Below are 17,512 nucleotides of genomic sequence, written 5' to 3' on the forward strand. Positions count from 1 at the left end.
AAGCAACCATTATTCGGGGAAAAGAGGCGTTTTTGATGACGGGTTTCACACTATTGGTAGAGGAATACCGCGGCGGAGTCTTGGAAAATGTGCATTACGGAGCATCAGCATCGTCGACGAGAATGGGAAAGTGTTATACCATGCCGGTGACCCGGAGCACATGACCTTTCTCCGCTCCGCGGCGAAACCGTTCCAGGCCATTCCGGTCTTGAAGCGGCGCATTGACGAGATTTACGGCTTGACCGGGGAAGAAGCCGCGTTGTTTGCAGCCTCCCACAGGGGGGAAGCGTTTCATATCGATGCCTTGGAATCGATTATGAGAAAAACGGGCATCCGCGAGGAAGAACTGCACTGCTGTCCGACCTACCCGTTGAATGAGGATGCCAAAGCCGAACGTCATCGCGGGAGGGAGAGCAAGCGCCGGATTTTCCATAACTGCTCGGGCAAGCACGCCGGCCTGATTGCGCTCTGCAAGCAGGAGGGTTGGAGCAGCGAAAATTATTTCCGTTCGGAGCACCCCGTTCAGCAGGAAATTTTGGAGACGATCGCTTCCTTTGCCGAAATTCCCCAGGACAAGATCGGCATGGGCGTGGACGGCTGCGGTCTTCCGATTTTCGCGATCCCCCTTAAATCCATCGGCCTTTCGTATTTGAAGCTGGCGTGTCCGGATTTGATCGGGGATGCAACCACGCGGCTGGCCGCGGCGCGAATCGCCAGGCTGATGAACGAGCATCCGGACATGATCGCCGATACGCGGTTTGTCTGCTCCACGCTGCTTCGAGACCCGAACCTGACCGCCAAGGGGGGCGCCAAGGGCGTTTACGGGATCGGTCTCCGAAAAGAACGCCTAGGCATCTCGTTGAAGGTGTCCGACGGTTCGGAGCAGGTATGGCCAAGCATTATCGCTTCGATTTTAACCTTTATCGGATACGGCAACCTGCAGACGATCGATAGCTTGTACAGGCTCGTGCCGAATGAAATCGTCAACGACAACGGAAAGGTTGTCGGGGAGCGCAGGACGGTATTCACGCTGCAGGCATAAATCACACAACAATATGGGATACCGTCGTTTTTAGGTTTTATCTTCAACGCGGCGGTTCGATGAGAGAGGACGCGTGAGAGGTAAGATATAAAACATTCATTAAAAGGGGAGATGTTTGATGAAGTTCAGGAAAAGATCAGCCTGCTGCTGATCATGCTGCTGGTAACGGCGCTGGCCGCTGCGGGATGCGGTGGCGGAGGCGGAGCCAAGGAAAGCCAGGACAATCCGCCCGCCGCAGGAAAGCCAGCCGTCAAGGAAGGAAACGACATCGTCATCGCGGTCAATGCCAATTTCATTACGCTCGATCCATACAACGCTGGGGACACGCTGTCCATTTCCGGTTCCCGAACCATGTACCAGGGACTTATGGGCTTCGATGACAATATGCAGGTCGTTCCGGTTTTGGCGAAGGAGCATAAAGTCAGCGAAGACGGTCTCGTCTATACATTTACCTTGAATGAAAACATTAAATTCCATGACGGCACGCTGCTGGATGCCGAGGCGGTGAAGGTCAACCTGGACCGCGTCCGCGACGAGAAAAACAACCTCCGCCTGCGGAAGAGCTTTGCCAAGGTGAAGGAAGTCGAGGCCGTTGACGCCAAAACGGTCAAAATCACGCTGAGCGAGCCTTACAGCGCTTTTTTGAACAAAATGGCCATGGCCCTGATGATCAGTCCGAAAGCGCTTCAAGAGTTTGGGGATCAGATATTCCAGCATCCGGTCGGCACCGGGCCTTATAAATTCAAGGAATGGGTGCAGGGAGACCATCTCACGGTCGAGAAGAACGCCGACTATTGGGAACAAGGACTGCCGAAAGCGGACAGCATTACGTTCAAGGCCGTGCCCGAAAACGGATCGCGGATCGCGATGCTGAAGACCGGGGAAGCGGACTTCGTGTATCCGATGCCGACCGAGCAGGTGGCCGAAGTGGACGGCAAGGACGGGCTTACGGTGGAGAAAAACGCTTCAACGATCGTGCGCTACATCACCCTGAATACGATGAAAAAACCGTTTGACGACGTAAAGGTCCGCCAGGCGATCAATTATGCCATCAACAAGGAGGCTTATATCAAGGTCGTCAAATCCGGCTATGGGGAAAAGCTTGATTCCTCCATGTCGCCCAAAACCCAATATTATGCGCAGCAGAGCGGTTATGATTACGATCTTGAAAAAGCGAAACAGCTTCTGGGCGAAGCGGGCTATCCCGAGGGCTTTGAGGCCGAAATCTGGGGCAGCAACGATACGGAAACGATGAAGGGCATGCAGTTTATCCAACAGCAGCTTCAGCTGGCCGGGATTAAGCTTGACGTGAAACCGATGGAGGAAGGGACGCTTTCAAACGAAATCAACAGTGCCGAGAAGCCCGAGGATGCCAAGGTTCAAATGTGGTACGTCAGCTGGTCCCCGTCCTCCGGGGACGCCGACGGTGCGACGCGGGGACTGTTCAGCAGCGAGATGTTCCCTCCGGCAGGCGCGAATACGGCTTATTACAAAAACGAAAACGTAGACCGGTGGATAGCGGAAGTCAATGCCGTGACCGATCCGGAGCGGCAAAAGGCGATCTACGCCGACATCCAGAAGACGGTGTGGGATGAAGCGCCTTGGGCGTTCCTGGGCGTGGATCAGGTACTGTCCGGCAAAAAAACTTACATCGAAGGCATAAAAGTACTCCCGGACGGCTCCATTTCGGTGAGAGAGGCCGAGGTCAAGCATTAATCATCAGGCCGCTCCATGAAGGCAAGCTTCAGGAGCGGCCCCTTTCTTTAGATTAAAGGATGTCTTCGTTTTCAGCAGGGCTGAACCATTCTTTTTTCGTAATCAAAAGGAGGTATAGCAAGGTGGGAAAGTACGCGCTGCAAAGACTTCTAGGTATCATCCCTCTGCTGTTCGTCGTCTCGGTGCTCGTCTTTATGTTCATCCATCTCATTCCCGGAGACCCTGCCCGGCTTGCCGCCGGAAAGGAAGCGACCCTGGAGGAAATCCAGGCGATCCGCGTGGAACTCGGCTTGGACCAGCCGCTGTGGCAGCAGTACGTCACGTATATGAAAAATCTGCTTCAAGGGGACCTCGGTGTGTCGCTCAAAACGGGACTGCCGGTATCGGAAATGCTGGCGAGCCGCTTTATGCCGACCGTTTGGCTGACGATCTTCAGCATGGGGTGGGCCCTTGTCGCCGGTGTGCTGATCGGCATCATTTCGGCGGTCAACCGGAACAGATGGCCCGATTATGCAGGAATGCTGACCGCCATTTCCGGAATATCCATTCCGGGATTTTGGCTCGGTCTTGTGCTCATCCAGATCTTTTCCGTAGAGCTGGGCTGGTTTCCGACGGGAGGCGTGGATTCCTGGAAGGGGTACGTCCTTCCTTCCATAACGCTGGGCGCGGGGATTATGTCCATGCTTGCGAGGTTTTCCCGTTCCTCGATGCTGGAGACGATGCGCGAGGATTATATACGCACGGGACGCGCGAAAGGCTTGGCCGAATTTTGGGTGGTCGGCAGGCACGCGCTGCGCAATTCCCTCATACAGGTCGTTACGGTAGCCGGCCTGCAGTTCGGATTTTTGCTCGGCGGCTCCGTCATGGTGGAAACCGTGTTCAGCATCCCGGGGCTAGGACGCCTGCTGGTCGATTCGATAGGCTTCCGCGATTATACGGTCATACAGGCAGAGCTTCTCCTGTTTGCCGTGGAGTTCATTTTAATTAACCTTGCGGTCGACCTCTTATACGGCGTGCTGAATCCGAAAATCCGATATGCAGGAGCATAAACGAAAGGAGTGGATACCCCATGAGTCAAAGTCAGGTTGTTGCCGGGAATGAAGCAGTGGCGGAGGCCGCCGCCTCCAAAGGAATCGCTTCGGGCTTTTTCCGAAAATTCGCCAAGCAGAGACTGTCCCTGGTTTGCGGCATGTTTATTCTGTTGCTTATCGTTGTCGCGTTGTTCGGTCCTTTCCTTACTCCGTATGATGCCGATACGCCGGACTACGATGCAATCCTGGCACCGCCTTCGGCCAAACATTGGGCGGGAACGGACGAGTATGGTCGCGACATTATGAGCCGGATTATTGCCGGTACGAAGCTGTCGCTATCGGTCAGTATCAGCGCGGTGCTGATCGCCGCGGTGTTTGGCACGTTCCTCGGTCTGGTCAGCGGTTATTACGGAGGATGGCTGGACCGGCTGATCATGCGGGGCAGCGACGTGCTGTTTTCTTTTCCGGACCTGCTGCTTGCCATCGGCATCGTAGCGATTCTCGGGCCCGGACTCATGAATGTGGTAATTGCGGTAGCCGTCTTCGGCATTCCGTCATTCGCCCGAATTATCCGGAGCGTGACTTTGTCGGCCAAGGAAACCTTGTTTGTGGAAGCGGCAAGGTCGATGGGCGCCAAGCACAGGCGGATCATATGGAGGCATATTTTTCCGGAGACGCTGCCTAGCGTGATCGTCAATTTTACGATGAAGATCGGTACGGCCATTCTGGCAGCTTCCTCGCTCAGCTTTCTGGGGATGGGGGCCAAGCCGACGACGCCGGACTGGGGGGCGATGCTCAGCATGGGACGCGATTATTTGAGCATAGCGCCGCATGTCGTCTATTTTCCGGGAGCGGCCATTTTTTTGACGGTGCTTGCTTTTAATCTGGTTGGCGACGGCCTGCGAGACGCGCTGGATCCGAAGACGAAATAGAGGGGGGAAGAACATGATGCCGGAAATGCTCCTGGAAGTGAAAGGGCTGAAAACGGAGTTCAAACGGGACGGCGGAAACGTCATGGCGGTTTCGGGGTGGATTTTCAAATCCGAAAAGGAGAGGTACTGGGACTGGTCGGAGAGTCCGGTTGCGGCAAAAGCGTCACATCCTTATCCATTATGCGTCTTCTGAAAGATACGCCGGGGAAAATCGTCGGAGGCTCGGTTGCTTTTGAAGGGAAAGACTTGACGAAAATCGAAGAAAAGCAGATGCGGCAAATTCGGGGCAAGGATCTGGCCATGATCTTCCAGGAACCGATGACATCCCTGAATCCGGTGCTGAGGATCGGCAGGCAGCTGGAAGAAGCCATTACGCTTCATCTTAAATACGGTAAGAAAAAGGCGAAAGAGCATGCGGTGCAAAGTCTGCGCCTGGTCGGCATACCGCGGGCGGAGGAGGTTGTGAACGATTACCCGCACCAGCTTTCCGGGGGAATGAGGCAGCGGGTAATGATCGCCATGGCCATGTCGTGCCATCCGAAGCTGCTCATCGCCGATGAACCGACGACCGCCCTGGACGTCACGATTCAAGCTCAGATCCTCGATTTGATGAAAAAACTGAAGTCCGAACAGGGGATGGGCATGCTGCTGATCACGCATGACTTGGGGGTCGTCGCGGAGATGTGCGACCGGGTAGTCGTGATGTATGCCGGAAGGGTCGTGGAAGAGGCTTCGGTAGAAGAACTGTTTGATGACCCGCAGCACCCGTATACGAAAGGGTTGATCCAATCGGTTCCCAAGCTGAGGCAGAAGGTCCGGCGCCTTGCGTCCATACCGGGAAATGTTCCTGACCTGTCCCGCATGCCGCAGGGGTGTAAATTTGCCCCGAGATGTCCTCATGTGACGGATATTTGCCGGGAGCAGGAGCCCGAGCTTTTGCCCGTAGATCAAATGGGACACCGGAAGAACCGATGCTGGCTTGCGCAGGGAGAAGCGGGGAAAGGGGGCGGTGCAGATGAATACTCCGTTGGTTGAAGTAAAACGGCTCCAAAAGGCGTTTCCCGTCAAAAAGGGCTTTCTGGGGAAACGGAAGCTGCTGCACGCCGTGGATCAGGTATCGTTCTCGATCATGAAGGGAGAAACCTTCAGTCTCGTGGGGGAGAGCGGCTGCGGAAAATCGACGACCGGCCGTCTCGTGACCAAGCTGCTGGCGCCGAATCGCGGCGAAGTATGGTTTAACGGAAGGGATATCAGCCACTACAGCGAAAATGAAATGCGTCCGGTCCGCAAAGAGATGCAGATGGTGTTTCAGGATCCTTACGCATCGTTGAACCCCAGAATGAAGGTGAAGGATCTGGTGGCCGAGCCGCTGCTGATCCACACGAAACTGAGCCGGAAGGAAAGAGACAAACTGGCGCAGGAGCTGCTGGAGGTCGTGGGCTTGAACAGCTACCATGCCGAACGGTTTCCGCATGAATTCAGCGGCGGGCAGCGGCAGCGCATCGGCATTGCCAGGGCGCTCTCCGTTCGACCGAGCCTGATCGTGGCGGATGAGCCGGTTTCGGCGCTGGATGTGTCGATTCAATCGCAGGTGCTCAATCTGCTTCAGGATTTGCAGGAGCAGTACGGCCTCACCTATCTGTTCATTTCCCATGACCTGAGTGTCGTCGAGCATATCAGCGACCGCATCGGGGTCATGTATCTCGGTTCGCTGGTGGAAACCGCAGACAAGGATGAGCTATATGAAAGTCCGCTGCATCCATATACGCAGGCGCTGCTGTCCTCGGTGCCGGTTCCCGATCCGAAGCAAAAATCCGAACGAATTATTTTGAAAGGGGATCTGCCGAGTCCGGTGGACCCGCCATCCGGCTGCAGGTTCCATACGCGTTGTCCGGCCTGCATGGAGGTTTGTCGGCAGGTCGCTCCAGAGTTCAAGGAAATCGGGCCAGGGCATCAGGTAGCATGCCATCTATATGGTTAGATGGCGGGACCAAACCATAACGGACATTAGATCTATCCATCCTGACAGAAAAGAAGGAATATGAATGCATATATCATTGAAAGCGGGCAGAGATGCCGAAGTTCATGTATATCCGTTGTACCGGGAAGAAGAATTCATGTATCCGATCAGCGAGAACAAACGGAATGCAGCCAAGTCCGTCTGGTTTCGCCGCCGCGGCGATGAGGAACGGGAGGTTTTGGCCGTCTTGCTCGGAGAACGGACCTCAACCGGACTCGAAGCGGTTCGACGAGGGGGAGGCTTGGCGGCAAGGAACATGCAGAAGGAGGGTTTCCTCAGCGCATGCCTTGTCCGTAAAGCTCCAATCGTTGCCGGTCATTCCGGCAATACAGCCGCTGCCGACTGGCTGCAGGCTTGGCTCGAAGGATGGCTGCTTGGTTTGTATGGATTCCATAAGTACCGCACATCCGTCCGGAAGCCGGGGAAGGTAAGCCTGTCCATTCATCCGGACGACTGGACGGAAATGACGGAAGCAGAGATCGAAAACGTGATCCGGACGGCCGAAATCCGGGCAAGAGGCACGTATTTGGCCAGGGACATGGTCAACGAGCCGCCGGATCAGCTTCATCCGGACCGGATGGTGGAGTGGATCGAGGAGCATTTTCGCGGAACGCCGGTTAAAGTGACCGTATACCAAGGAAAAGACTTGACGGATTACCAAATGAACGGTCTTCTCAAAGTGGGGGCCGGAAGCGTATACCCGCCGGCGCTCATTGAGCTGCGTTACGAGGGGGATCCATCCCAGCCGTTGATCAGCCTTGTCGGAAAAGGGATAACTTTTGATATGGGCGGCATGAACGTGAAAAGCGGCAAGGATATCAGCGACGCCCGGATGGATATGGGCGGCGCGGCGGCGGTTGCCGGCGCTATGGATATTTTGGCTGCGCGGCAGTCCAAAGCGAATGTGGCGGCGCTTATAGCCGTTGCCGAGAACGTCCCTGACGCTCACGCGATGCTTCCGTCCTCCGTGGTTTCGTTCCCTAACGGGCTCACGGTTCAGGCTGCGAATACGGATGCCGAGGGGCGGCTTGTTTTGGCGGATGCTTTGCTTCATGCGGCAAGGCTCGGAGCAGCGGAGGCTGTGGATATCGCCACCTTGACGGGCAATGTCGGCCAAGCCCTCGGACTGGGCATTGCGGGCATCTGGGGTGACCCGGAGATGACAAGGGAGCTTGTCGATATCGGGGAACGGAACGGCGAACGCTTGTGGCCGATGCCGCTGATGGATGAATACGAGGCCGAACTGCACAGCGATTATGCCGATCTCAGCAACATCGGCTCCTCGTCGCTGGCCGGAGCGATCACCGCAGCGCTTTTTATCCGGCGCTTCGTCACGAAACCGATGAAATGGGTCCATATCGATATGGCGGGTACGGTGCAGTATAAAGGCGAGACCGCCTTTTCGGCATCCGGGGCAACCGGCTACGGAGCACGCCTGTTGGCCGATTATGTGGAATACCGGCAGCTCGGAAGAGATAAGGCCGATTCTAAGGAGGAGGGACAATCTTGATACTTGAAGTGATCGCTACGACCCTGCAGGATGCCTTGACGGCAGAAGCGTGCGGGGCCGACCGCATTGAGCTCATTACAGCCATAACCGAGGGAGGGCTCACCCCCAGCATCGGTTTGGTCGACCGGGTGACAAGCAGAGTGGGCATACCCGTGAATGTCATGATTCGGCCGCACAGCCGTTCTTTTGTCGCCGACGGAGAAGACATGGAGACGATGCTGGCCGATATCGAAGCCATACGCAGGAGCACGGGAGCCGCAGGAGTCGTCCTTGGTCCGCTATCCTCAAACGGTACCGTGGATGAAGAGGCGCTGCGCCGCCTGCTGTCGGCCGCAGGTTCGCTTGATATTACGTACCACCGGGCATTCGACGAGATAACGGATCAGCCGGCAGCGTATGGGATCTCAGCCGGTATCCGCAAATATCCCGGATCCTGACTTCGGGAGGACCGCGGCCGGCACCGGAATCGGTATCCGGAATCCGGAGTCTGGTGGAACGCTCGCAAGCGGGAGGGCCTGCCATTCTGGCAGGGTATGGCTTGACGCCGGAGGGAATCAAGTCTTTTATCGAAGCGACGGGGGTGCGGGAGGTTCATTTCGGTTCCTCCGTCCGCGAAGGCCGTTCCGGCCTTGGACGATTAGACGAAGATGTGCTTCGTTCGCTCGCTGAGCTCGTGCATGGCATGGAATGACATGCCAAAACGCTGCCGGAGGTCAAGCGACCTTAAGGCAGCCGTTTTCTGTTTCGTTTAGAGCGGTCTATCCGGTTTTTGGGCATCCCGGTTTATCCTTGGCGGCATAGGTCGTCATCACCCCAAGCTGTTCGGCGACCGAGCGGACTTCTTCCATTTCATGATGAACGGTAATGATGCGGCTGTTCTGTTCCTCAATGGAGGAAAGCATCTCCTCGGTCGTTGCCGAATGCGCTTGCGTGATGGCGGCGGTTTCTCCGACCCTGTCGCGAATTACGGTAAACTGCCGCATCATGGAGTCCATATGGGCCGCTTCTTCCCTAATGCTGTGATTGATACCGTTAAAACGGCTTTCGATCGTTTTGAATCCCTGCAGAAAGGTGGCCGCTATGTGCGTTCCTTGCTCAGAAGCGATGGAACCGTCCCGCACATTCGTAAGAGCCTCTCGGCTGATCTGAGTCATTCCCTGAACGATGGTTTGAATCCGGCCGGTCATTTCTCCGGTTATGGAAGCAAGCTTGCGGATTTCCGATGCCACGACGGCGAAGCCTCGTCCGGCTTCACCGGCGCGTGCCGACTCGATGGCCGCATTGAGGGAAAGCAGGTGCGTCTGGGTTGAAATCTGCGTAATGGACAACAGTATATCGCTGATTTGCTCCATCCGATCATTCATTTGAATCACCGCATCCAGCGCCGATTGAATGGCCCCCTGCACGATATCGATTTGCTTGACCAATTCCCCGACACTTTCCGAGCCTTTGCCGATGAGGTTGCCCACATCGCCGGAATCGCCCAGAATCCTGTCGGAGTTCTGATGAAGGTGCCGGACGAGTTGATCAACTTCGGCGATCGAAGCGTTGATGTCGCTCAGGTTGGCTGCTTCCTGATCGATGCCGCGGGCAATATCCTGCACCGAGAGAACGACGTTGCCGCTAATTTCGCGGGTGCCGGCGATATGTGAATTGCTGCTGGCGACACTTTCGTTCAGCCGGCGGGCATAATCGCCGATGTCCCCCACCGTTTTTTCCAGGGCTGAGTTGAGGCGGGAAGCTTCCCGCTCTTTTTCCACGCTTTCTTCGATGAGATCCTTTCCCCATTTCGTGAGGAAAAACAAATAAACGACAGTACTGTCAAGAAACGCAAGACGAAGGATAAAATCCGATATGTTCCACCCTGGGCCCATGAGTGCAGCCGGGTCAGCCAGGAAAAAAGAAATCAGAAGCAGGTTCAGAATCGCGGAATAAGCAATCAGGATATCTTTGCGGAAATACATGGCAGATGACACGATCGTGACGGGAAAGACGAGAAAGAAACGGAAGGCGCCATGTTCGTAAAACAACAGGGTGAGGGCGATTACCGTAGGGGCAAGAGGGATGAGAGACCCGATAACCATCGTTGGAAGCAGCCGCTTCAGGTGAGCGAGATAAACCGAGGTTCCGATAAGACAGGTAAGCATCATAACGCCTGAGATGCGCAATCCTATTTCTCTGCCGTGCATAAACGGCGCTTCCACCGCGAATGTAAATGAGCAGGCAAGCAGAATAAAATAATTGATTTTTGTGACTTGATGAAAGCTGAACCGGCCCTGCAATTGCATGCAGTCACATCCTCTCTTCATATAACGGGCAGGAACACGAATACGCCTTCATTCAGGCAGTGATCGCCATTTTTCATATATGCATCATCGTCTTCGCCCGATATTGCAACACTTTTCACAAACAATTCTAGTTATTTTATCGGCTGTCCCCATCCGGTTTGTTAGGCTTTGGCCCATGCTCTGAAAAGCTGCAGGGAATGGCCGATTTGTAATTCATTTCATGGCTTAAAATACCTTTCATCATTAAAATGGAAGAAGTACGGTTGTTCGGGAAAAGGGGCGAAGCGATTGAACGAGAATCAGAAGTACCAGGTGATCCTCCACGGAATGACCGGTAACAACGTGGCCAAGACCTGCAAAGAATTCGGCATTTCCAGAACGCTGTATTACCGTTGGTATAACGATTACATGAAGTTCGGAATGGCTGGACTTGGCAAAAAGGCCCGCAGGCCGGTTATGCCCAATCAGGTGGACAGAAAAACGGAACGAATCATTTTGGAATATGCGGCGCGTTTTCCCCAGGATGGCCCCAAACGAATTTATTATGAATTGCAGGACGAAGGCGTGCAGATCGGGGAATCCGGCATTTATAACGTGCTGCGCAGGAATGGACTGAGCCGGAGGGAGGACCGGGAGCGATACGCCGGAGAGATCAAAGCCAAGAAGAAGGCGGAACGCAGGAAATCGAATTCCGAGGGTAACCAGGCGGCACCGCAAGCGCCATTGGACTACCGCATGAGGGATCCGGAGCATGCGCGGCCCGGCTATATTTGTTTTTTGACGATTCAATACATCGGGAATTTGCCTAAGGCAGGGAAAGTATACCAGTACATCGTTTTGGACTCTTACTCGCGGCTGGCGCTGGTGAAGCTGTGCAACCAGAAGTCGACGAAACAGCTTATCGATTTTATGCGTTTTAAAATCATGCCGCTGCTGCGAACCTTTCATCTGGAGATCGAACACCTGGTCACGAACAAGAGCCAGGAGTTCACGACAGCTTGGGAACGGGGAAAGCATGCTTATACGGAATATCTGCTGAAGCACAATATCCATTCCGTTACGTTCAATGCCGGTCATCCCGAAGTATTTCAGCCCTTGCACGAATTCAATGCGATTTTGGCGAAAGAATTTTATAAACCCGCCTGGCACGAGGGAAGGATCGATTGTCTTGAGACGCTGGAGCAGCGGTTGAACGAATACATGAATTACTATAACTACATTCGTCCGCTGGAAAAGGGGAAAAACGCGGGCAAGATCCCCTCCGACATTGTTCTTAATTTCAGAGGGGTTCAGGAGCCGCTGCCGCTCTGGCTGTTTACGAGGAGGTAAGGGACATGATCAAGGACGGCGAAAAAATCGGGATCGTCGGCGCAGGGATCTCCGGCGTAACCCTGGCATATGAATTGGGGAAGAAAGGCTACCGCAACGTGACGATTTTGGAAAAAGGGGACCGGGTGGGCGGCAAATGCCATTCGATCGAATATAAGGGGAAAACATACGAAATGGGCGCTTTGATCGGCCTGCCGTCGTACAAAATGACGATGGAATTGATGGAGGAGTTTGGTCTGCGGGATAAGGGGCCTTTGCTGGAACGCGGATTTTTTGACCGTGACGGCCATAAAATCTCCCAAATTCCCGTAGAGCAGCTGTCGGACTTTGCCAGGGAATTCAAACGCCTCCCGGAACTGCTGGGCCGGTTTGAAGCCATCAAAGACCCGGGGCTTGCCCATATCCCTTCGGAGCTGTACAAGCCTTTTGCCGCTTGGTGCGACGAGAACGGATTGTTGGTGCTTAAACAGGTGTTTATGCATTATTTCAGCGCATTCGGCTTTGGCAGCATTGACGAAGTCCCCGCGGCCTATGTCATGAAGCTGCTTAATTACGACAATCTCATGTCATTCATCGAAATCACCCATATGATTTCCTGGCCCAAAGGGGTGACGGAGCTTGTCAAGCGGATGGGCGATCAGGCTTCGGATCTTCGGCTGACGTGCGGGGTGAATCGCATTGCCAGGGAAGAGACGGGAAGAGTCAGGGTGGAAACCGATCAAGGAACGCTATACTTCGACAAAGTCATTTATACGGCCTCGCTGCGGGATTTGCCGGAAAAGACCGATCTGGCTCCCGCAGACCGCAAGCTGTTCGAGAGCATCATCGATGAGCGGTTCCGGGTTTACGCCTACAGGGTTGACAACATGCCGAAACTGTCGGGGTATATTCCCGGCAATATGGGACCGGGGCGCAAGGGCCGGATGATGGCTTGGTATTACAGGTGGGCGGATCTGGCGGAGACGGATCTGATCACCGTTTATGTCGCCGAAAGCGATAGCATGAGCGATCAAGAGATGCGGGAGAGCATTGAGGCTACCCTTGCCGGCTTGGGAGGAGAGAATATCCGGCTGTACATGATGAAGCGCTGGAGCCATTTTCCCCATGTGGATACGGCCGCTCTCCAAAGCGGCTTTTATGCGCGGCTTGAACGTTTGCAGGGGAAATACGGAATCTACTTTGCCGGGGAGATCATGAATTTTCCTACGCTGGAGAACTGCATTATCTATGCCAGGGCTTTGGTTCAACGGTTTTTCTGACCCGATTGCCCGGTTGTCCCGCAATTTTTTACTTTGGAGTTTTGTTTACACTCGGCAGGAACGGAAGTCCATATCAGGCAAGCGAATGGACTTGAAGGGCAGAAGGCGGAAAATGTGTAAACCCATCCCTAAAGCAAAGTCTGCGAATCCTTGTCCCGCAAGGCTTTTCGGGATTTGATGCCTGATCGGCGAAGCGCTATATTCAATGCATAAAAGGATTGCATCATTGGTAAAGGGAGGGCTATATATGTTTTTATTCGAAGCGATGCCTTGGTACTCTGTATTGATGTGGTTTGTGGTGCTCGGAGGCCTGATGCTCGTGAACGAATTGGCGCGGATGAGCAAATGGGTATCCCTGTTCCTCTTCCTGGTGCTGCCGATCATACTGACGGTCGCGGTATGGCCGAAAACGGCGGGGGAAGGCTCAAGCGTCGGAACCTGGTTCCACTGGGTCAAAGTTTATTCCGCACTGGCGGGCTGCCTTGGTTTTATGGCTTTGAGGTACATCAAAGGGTGGGACAAGAACAAATATGTTTTGATGTTCCCGGCTTTCATTCTGGCTCTGAATATTCTCGAAGCGGTGATCCGGGATTTTCAGGTATACAGCCTCAACGGAATCGTCGACGGCGTGATGATGATCGGCGGTCCGTGGAATATCATGAACGGAATCGCCGGTTTGCTGAACATCATTACCATTTCCGGCTGGATGGGCATCGTGGTCAGCAAAAGCCGGTCAAGGGATATGGTCTGGCCGGATCAGCTCTGGTTCTGGATCATTGCTTACGATATCTGGAATTTCGCTTATGTTTACAACTGCGTGTCCGACCACTCGTTTTATGCAGGCGCTGCACTGCTGATTTCCTGTACGATTCCTGCTTTCTTCTTTAAAAAAGGAGCGTGGCTGCAGCACCGTGCCCAAACGCTGGCGATCTGGATGATGTTCACGATGTCGTTCCCGGCATTTGTCGGAGAGTCCAAATTCGCGGTACAGTCCTCCCACAGCGAAACGGCATTGTGGGTCGTAAGCGCCTTGTCGCTGGCCGCCAATATCGCGGTATTCATTTACCACTTCTACAAAATCTTCAAGCATAAACGCAATCCGTTCAAGGTGGAAGTGTATACGGATTTGAAGGCTTATCAAGCGGTAGCTGAGCAGAATTAAGGAAGCGCGAAATCCGTGGCAGAAGGAAAGCCGGTAAACAGCCTGAGTTTAGGCGTGTTTACCGGCTTTTTAAGAGATAAGAAAGTATAAACATCAGAGGTTTGCCATCCTTATATCGCAAGAAAAACTTCCGCTAAATGCGGTCTGTCTTCTGAGAAAGTACGTCGATAGACGTTTTTCTTTAGATATAGAATTTATAAAGTTATAAGCGGAGCTGATGGAATTCTATATCGCAAGAAAAACTTCCGCTAAAAGCGGTCTGTCTTCTAAGAAAGTACGTCGATAGACGTTTTTCTTATGGTATGAGGCGCCTTGCCCCGTCCGTGGGCCATGTTCGAACCAGGTCCTGAAGTCGGCCCAATGGAGATTTGCTTGTAATATTCTCAATAATAGGTTTACAGGGATTTAGCTTCTACTTCAACAGTTCCTCGGCCAATTGCAAAAATTGCTTTTTGGTCAAGGTTTTATCCCCAAAGCTGGTTAGCGTATAATAGGCATCCTGCTCTTCGTTGTACCAGTTTATGTAGTCATAGCTGATGTCGCCCTTTTTTACGAGGTTATACACAACTTCGGTACCTGCAACCGTGACTATTTCGGCGGCATGCTCTTTTTCCTGCGTCACGTACATGTCTCCCCCGCGCATGAGAGTAGCATAAATGCCGATATGTGCCTTGCCTTTTGAATATATCCCGCTGATGCCGGACGGCTGGGACCAGGGAAGGGACTTCATAAACACATGGTCTCCCGAGGCTGCCTTCGACGCCTGATCAACAAGCTCGCCCAATGTTTTCAGGTATAAAGCCTCTTCCTTATCTGCCTTGGAGTTCGGAAATCGGGGGCTCACATTGCCGTAATCAAACGCATAGTCCAATGCGGCCTTCGGAAGAACGGGTGCCTGTGTGCGCTTTGCCTCCTTCAGGAAGTCTTCATAGGAATGAATACGCCGCTCTTTGTATTCAAACCGCAGCTCCGGCTCGGAGGAATCCGTACGGTCTCCCTTTTTTACATAATAAGCTACCAAATCCCCCGGCTTGGCAAAATCGCTAGCCTGCTTAGCATACTTGTCGTAAGCCGCTGGCTCGCCGAATGTTTCGCTTGGTGCTACATGCTGTACTCTGACTTCTCCGGATTTATTTCGAATCTGGATGTATTCGGAAGCGGCATATGCAGTCACGGTGACGAGCAGAACCAGTGCCAACAAGCTTCCTAGGGCCGTGGCGCCTCTCATGGTTACCTTCAAAAACGAACGGCGGCGGTGGTCAAGTTCGGTTATGCGTTTTCTCACTTGTTCCGAGACGTCGACTTCCGGTAAACTTTCATTCTCCACAGCGAGCATTATATCTTGGTATTCATCGTGATGTTGGGTTCGTTCCAAAGAGATTCCTCCTTTGTTTTCATGGACTTCCGTACTTTCTTTTTAATTCGGATCATTCTCTTCACTAGTGCATTGGGGCTGGTCTTTAAAATTTCGCCGATCTCGGCATAGGTTTTCTCTTCAAATACCCGAAGAATGAGCAGGTTTCTCTCTTCCAAAGTTAACTGCGATAGGGCTGTTGCCAATGAAGGCTTGTACAGCCGGCTGTCGAGCTCATGCTCAGGGCTTGCCGACACGGTCTCCGGGCGAAAGATGCGCATCACCTGGTTGTGCATTCGCCGTTTACGCAGCAAATTCATGCAGTGATTGTAGGCAATCCGGTACAGCCATGCCGAAAAATGATCCGATCTCTTGTATTGGTAAAGGGACTGATAGGCCTTGACCAATATATCCTGCACTGCATCTTCCGCATCCTGCCGGTTGGCGAGCAATCGATAGCAGTAACGGAAAATGGGCTGCTGAAATGCCTTCACAATCCGGGTGTATTGGTTCGCATCTCCCTTTTGGATTGAGCCGACTAATGCTTCCAACTCTTGTGGATCCATTTCATCTTGCCGCGATGTCAGCACCTCCTTAGCTTTTTACTCTTATAACAATCAAGCTCGCAAAAATGTGCCTTATCTTAAAAAAATTCTGAAATTGATGCTTAAGTCCTTGCAAGCAGCCGTTGGTTCACGATGATCTTACCTTGTATTTCAGAAAGAAAATGGATTATCATGGAATAATGGTTATTTTACATCATACAATGTGTTTGAAAGGAATGAGTCTTCGATGAAAAAAATAACAGCAATTGCTCTGTCGCTTGCACTCTCGGCATCATTGACCGCCGCTTCGCTTGCGACCGGATCGACGGCCGTGCACGCTTCCGCTTCCAAGGAACGGGTTCAGCTCGCAGGACATGCGACGTATTACGGCGAGGTTAAAAACGGTGTGCCGCACGGGCACGGTACGATCAAATGGGGAGACGGAAAGCAATATTCGGGCGATTTTTCCGACGGTAAACGGACCGGCACGGGTAAATACATGAACGAATACGTGTCGGAGGGGCATAAGATTAAAGTCGTATACAGCGGTGCCTGGAAGAACGACAAGATGGAGGGCAAAGGCACCTTGACCCACAAGGTGACCGATGAGGAAGGAAGAGTGGTATCCCATCAGATCCAAACCGGCATCTTTAAAAACCATCTGTTCAAAAGCGGATACGACGTCATTCATGCCGTCGCGGATCCCGACTACAGCTTCACCTACAAAAACGGAAACGAAACGCTGTATATCATGGGCCATAACAAGGACATGAAGGCATCCTGGAAAACCGGCAAAATCTTCATGGCCAAATACCAAAAAGGTTCCGTCAGCAAAACATATACCTTTTTCCCGGGCGACACCAAAGCGGAAGAGCGCAAAAATGCGGCGGCCCTTAAATATTTGCAGAGCATTCAGCCAAGGATAAATCCGCACCTTGAGCAGTTCGAGCGGTTGTCCAAGCAGCTTCCGCTGAAATAGAGCGTTCGATCCAGCTATATTAATTTGTCGATGTCTTTACAAAAAGATAGGGGCTGTGCCACTGGCGCAGCCTCTTTTTTTGTTGAAACCATCCGGAATCCCTGAACACTTGCCTAAAGAATCTAAGTTGAATTCGAGTAAACTGCCGGACAAGGGCGGCCCCACTGCCTACCAGAGCGAGGAAGGTCATAATTGTCTGCGGCTTGCGTGTCCTTAAAAAGTCTGTAAATGTGAAACCGTTGACAGATGTAATTTGACTCTACTAGTATTAAGAATAAGATCCAGATAAGAACCAATGATAAGCGTAATGCGAACCCACATCGTCTAACATCAGGAAAGGAGGAA

14 protein-coding genes and 2 pseudogenes are annotated in these 17,512 nt (G+C 53.0%); 13 read left to right on the forward strand and 3 right to left on the reverse strand.

The annotated features are described in order from the left end of the window. Window positions 1-35: 35 nt before the first annotated feature. The 9 genes and pseudogenes from XI25_RS11800 (at window position 36) to XI25_RS36235 (ending at window position 8,942) form a co-directional block, all read left to right on the forward strand. Window positions 36-1,042 (forward strand): annotated as a pseudogene (locus XI25_RS11800) (asparaginase). Window positions 1,043-1,153: 111 nt separating this feature from the next. After that, window positions 1,154-2,758 (forward strand): glutathione ABC transporter substrate-binding protein, encoded by a 1,605-nt coding sequence (locus tag XI25_RS11805; protein WP_046678748.1) that lies wholly within the window; start codon window positions 1,154-1,156, stop codon window positions 2,756-2,758. Between the two features lie 122 nt (window positions 2,759-2,880). Continuing rightward, window positions 2,881-3,807 (forward strand): ABC transporter permease subunit, encoded by a 927-nt coding sequence (locus tag XI25_RS11810; protein WP_046678749.1) that lies wholly within the window; start codon window positions 2,881-2,883, stop codon window positions 3,805-3,807. A gap of 20 nt (window positions 3,808-3,827) precedes the next feature. Beyond that, the gene (locus tag XI25_RS11815) at window positions 3,828-4,721 is read left to right on the forward strand and encodes an ABC transporter permease (protein ID WP_046678750.1); all 894 of its coding nucleotides are present in this window, start codon (window positions 3,828-3,830) and stop codon (window positions 4,719-4,721) included. Window positions 4,722-4,737: 16 nt separating this feature from the next. Continuing rightward, window positions 4,738-5,756: pseudogene (locus XI25_RS11820) on the forward strand (ABC transporter ATP-binding protein). Further along, entirely contained in the window at window positions 5,737-6,702 is a 966-nt protein-coding gene (locus tag XI25_RS11825) for an ABC transporter ATP-binding protein (protein ID WP_046678751.1), read from the forward strand. Before XI25_RS11820 ends, XI25_RS11825 begins: the two are co-directional and overlap by 20 nt. A 64-nt stretch (window positions 6,703-6,766) precedes the next feature. Then, complete coding sequence (locus XI25_RS11830; protein WP_046678752.1) at window positions 6,767-8,251, forward strand: M17 family metallopeptidase; 1,485 nt, start codon at window positions 6,767-6,769, stop codon at window positions 8,249-8,251. Beyond that, complete coding sequence (locus XI25_RS36230) at window positions 8,248-8,688, forward strand: copper homeostasis protein CutC (protein ID WP_327204769.1); 441 nt, start codon at window positions 8,248-8,250, stop codon at window positions 8,686-8,688. Before XI25_RS11830 ends, XI25_RS36230 begins: the two co-directional genes overlap by 4 nt. 41 nt (window positions 8,689-8,729) lie before the next feature. Further along, window positions 8,730-8,942: a hypothetical protein gene (locus tag XI25_RS36235; RefSeq protein WP_327204775.1), complete on the forward strand. Its 213-nt coding sequence runs from the start codon at window positions 8,730-8,732 to the stop codon at window positions 8,940-8,942. Between the two features lie 67 nt (window positions 8,943-9,009). On the opposite strand, the gene XI25_RS11840 is transcribed toward XI25_RS36235, so the two are convergent. After that, window positions 9,010-10,539 carry a methyl-accepting chemotaxis protein gene (locus XI25_RS11840; RefSeq protein ID WP_046678753.1) on the reverse strand — a complete coding sequence of 510 codons (1,530 nt, stop codon included), beginning with the start codon at window positions 10,537-10,539 and terminating at the stop codon, window positions 9,010-9,012. 288 nt (window positions 10,540-10,827) lie between these two features. On the opposite strand from XI25_RS11840, the gene XI25_RS11845 reads away from it, so the two are divergent. The 3 genes from XI25_RS11845 (at window position 10,828) to XI25_RS11855 (ending at window position 14,289) form a co-directional block, all read left to right on the forward strand. Then, a complete protein-coding gene (locus XI25_RS11845; RefSeq protein WP_046678754.1) occupies window positions 10,828-11,868 on the forward strand; it encodes a helix-turn-helix domain-containing protein in 1,041 nt (346 codons plus the stop codon). Between the two features lie 5 nt (window positions 11,869-11,873). Then, window positions 11,874-13,127 (forward strand): protoporphyrinogen/coproporphyrinogen oxidase, encoded by a 1,254-nt coding sequence (locus XI25_RS11850; RefSeq protein ID WP_046678755.1) that lies wholly within the window; start codon window positions 11,874-11,876, stop codon window positions 13,125-13,127. A gap of 247 nt (window positions 13,128-13,374) precedes the next feature. After that, window positions 13,375-14,289, forward strand: a complete 915-nt coding sequence (locus tag XI25_RS11855; protein ID WP_046678756.1) for a DUF5692 family protein — start codon at window positions 13,375-13,377, stop codon at window positions 14,287-14,289. A 412-nt stretch (window positions 14,290-14,701) separates the two neighbouring features. On the opposite strand, the gene XI25_RS11860 is transcribed toward XI25_RS11855, so the two are convergent. Continuing rightward, window positions 14,702-15,664, reverse strand: a complete 963-nt coding sequence (locus XI25_RS11860; protein ID WP_046678757.1) for a hypothetical protein — start codon at window positions 15,662-15,664, stop codon at window positions 14,702-14,704. Continuing rightward, window positions 15,625-16,209: an RNA polymerase sigma factor gene (locus XI25_RS11865; RefSeq protein WP_046678758.1), complete on the reverse strand. Its 585-nt coding sequence runs from the start codon at window positions 16,207-16,209 to the stop codon at window positions 15,625-15,627. The genes XI25_RS11860 and XI25_RS11865 overlap by 40 nt, the downstream gene beginning before the upstream one ends. 226 nt (window positions 16,210-16,435) lie before the next feature. On the opposite strand from XI25_RS11865, the gene XI25_RS11870 reads away from it, so the two are divergent. After that, on the forward strand, window positions 16,436-17,167 hold the full coding sequence (locus XI25_RS11870) for a hypothetical protein (RefSeq protein ID WP_046678759.1): 732 nt from the start codon (window positions 16,436-16,438) through the stop codon (window positions 17,165-17,167). Window positions 17,168-17,512 lie beyond the last annotated feature (345 nt).

Source organism: Paenibacillus sp. DMB20 (genome assembly GCF_000987955.1).
Taxonomy (GTDB): domain Bacteria; phylum Bacillota; class Bacilli; order Paenibacillales; family Paenibacillaceae; genus Paenibacillus_AQ.

Excerpts from the sequence above, each read along its gene's own strand:
- XI25_RS11805 (WP_046678748.1), top strand. The coding sequence starts at position 1,154 with ATGTTTGATGAAGTTCAGGAAAAGATCAGCCTGCTGCTGATCATGCTG.
- XI25_RS11815 (WP_046678750.1), top strand. The coding sequence starts at position 3,828 with ATGAGTCAAAGTCAGGTTGTTGCCGGGAATGAAGCAGTGGCGGAGGCC.
- XI25_RS11825 (WP_046678751.1), top strand. The coding sequence starts at position 5,737 with ATGAATACTCCGTTGGTTGAAGTAAAACGGCTCCAAAAGGCGTTTCCC.
- XI25_RS11830 (WP_046678752.1), top strand. The coding sequence starts at position 6,767 with ATGCATATATCATTGAAAGCGGGCAGAGATGCCGAAGTTCATGTATAT.
- XI25_RS11840 (WP_046678753.1), bottom strand. The coding sequence starts at position 10,539 with ATGCAATTGCAGGGCCGGTTCAGCTTTCATCAAGTCACAAAAATCAAT.
- XI25_RS11850 (WP_046678755.1), top strand. The coding sequence starts at position 11,874 with ATGATCAAGGACGGCGAAAAAATCGGGATCGTCGGCGCAGGGATCTCC.
- XI25_RS11855 (WP_046678756.1), top strand. The coding sequence starts at position 13,375 with ATGTTTTTATTCGAAGCGATGCCTTGGTACTCTGTATTGATGTGGTTT.
- XI25_RS11865 (WP_046678758.1), bottom strand. The coding sequence starts at position 16,209 with ATGGATCCACAAGAGTTGGAAGCATTAGTCGGCTCAATCCAAAAGGGA.
- XI25_RS11870 (WP_046678759.1), top strand. The coding sequence starts at position 16,436 with ATGAAAAAAATAACAGCAATTGCTCTGTCGCTTGCACTCTCGGCATCA.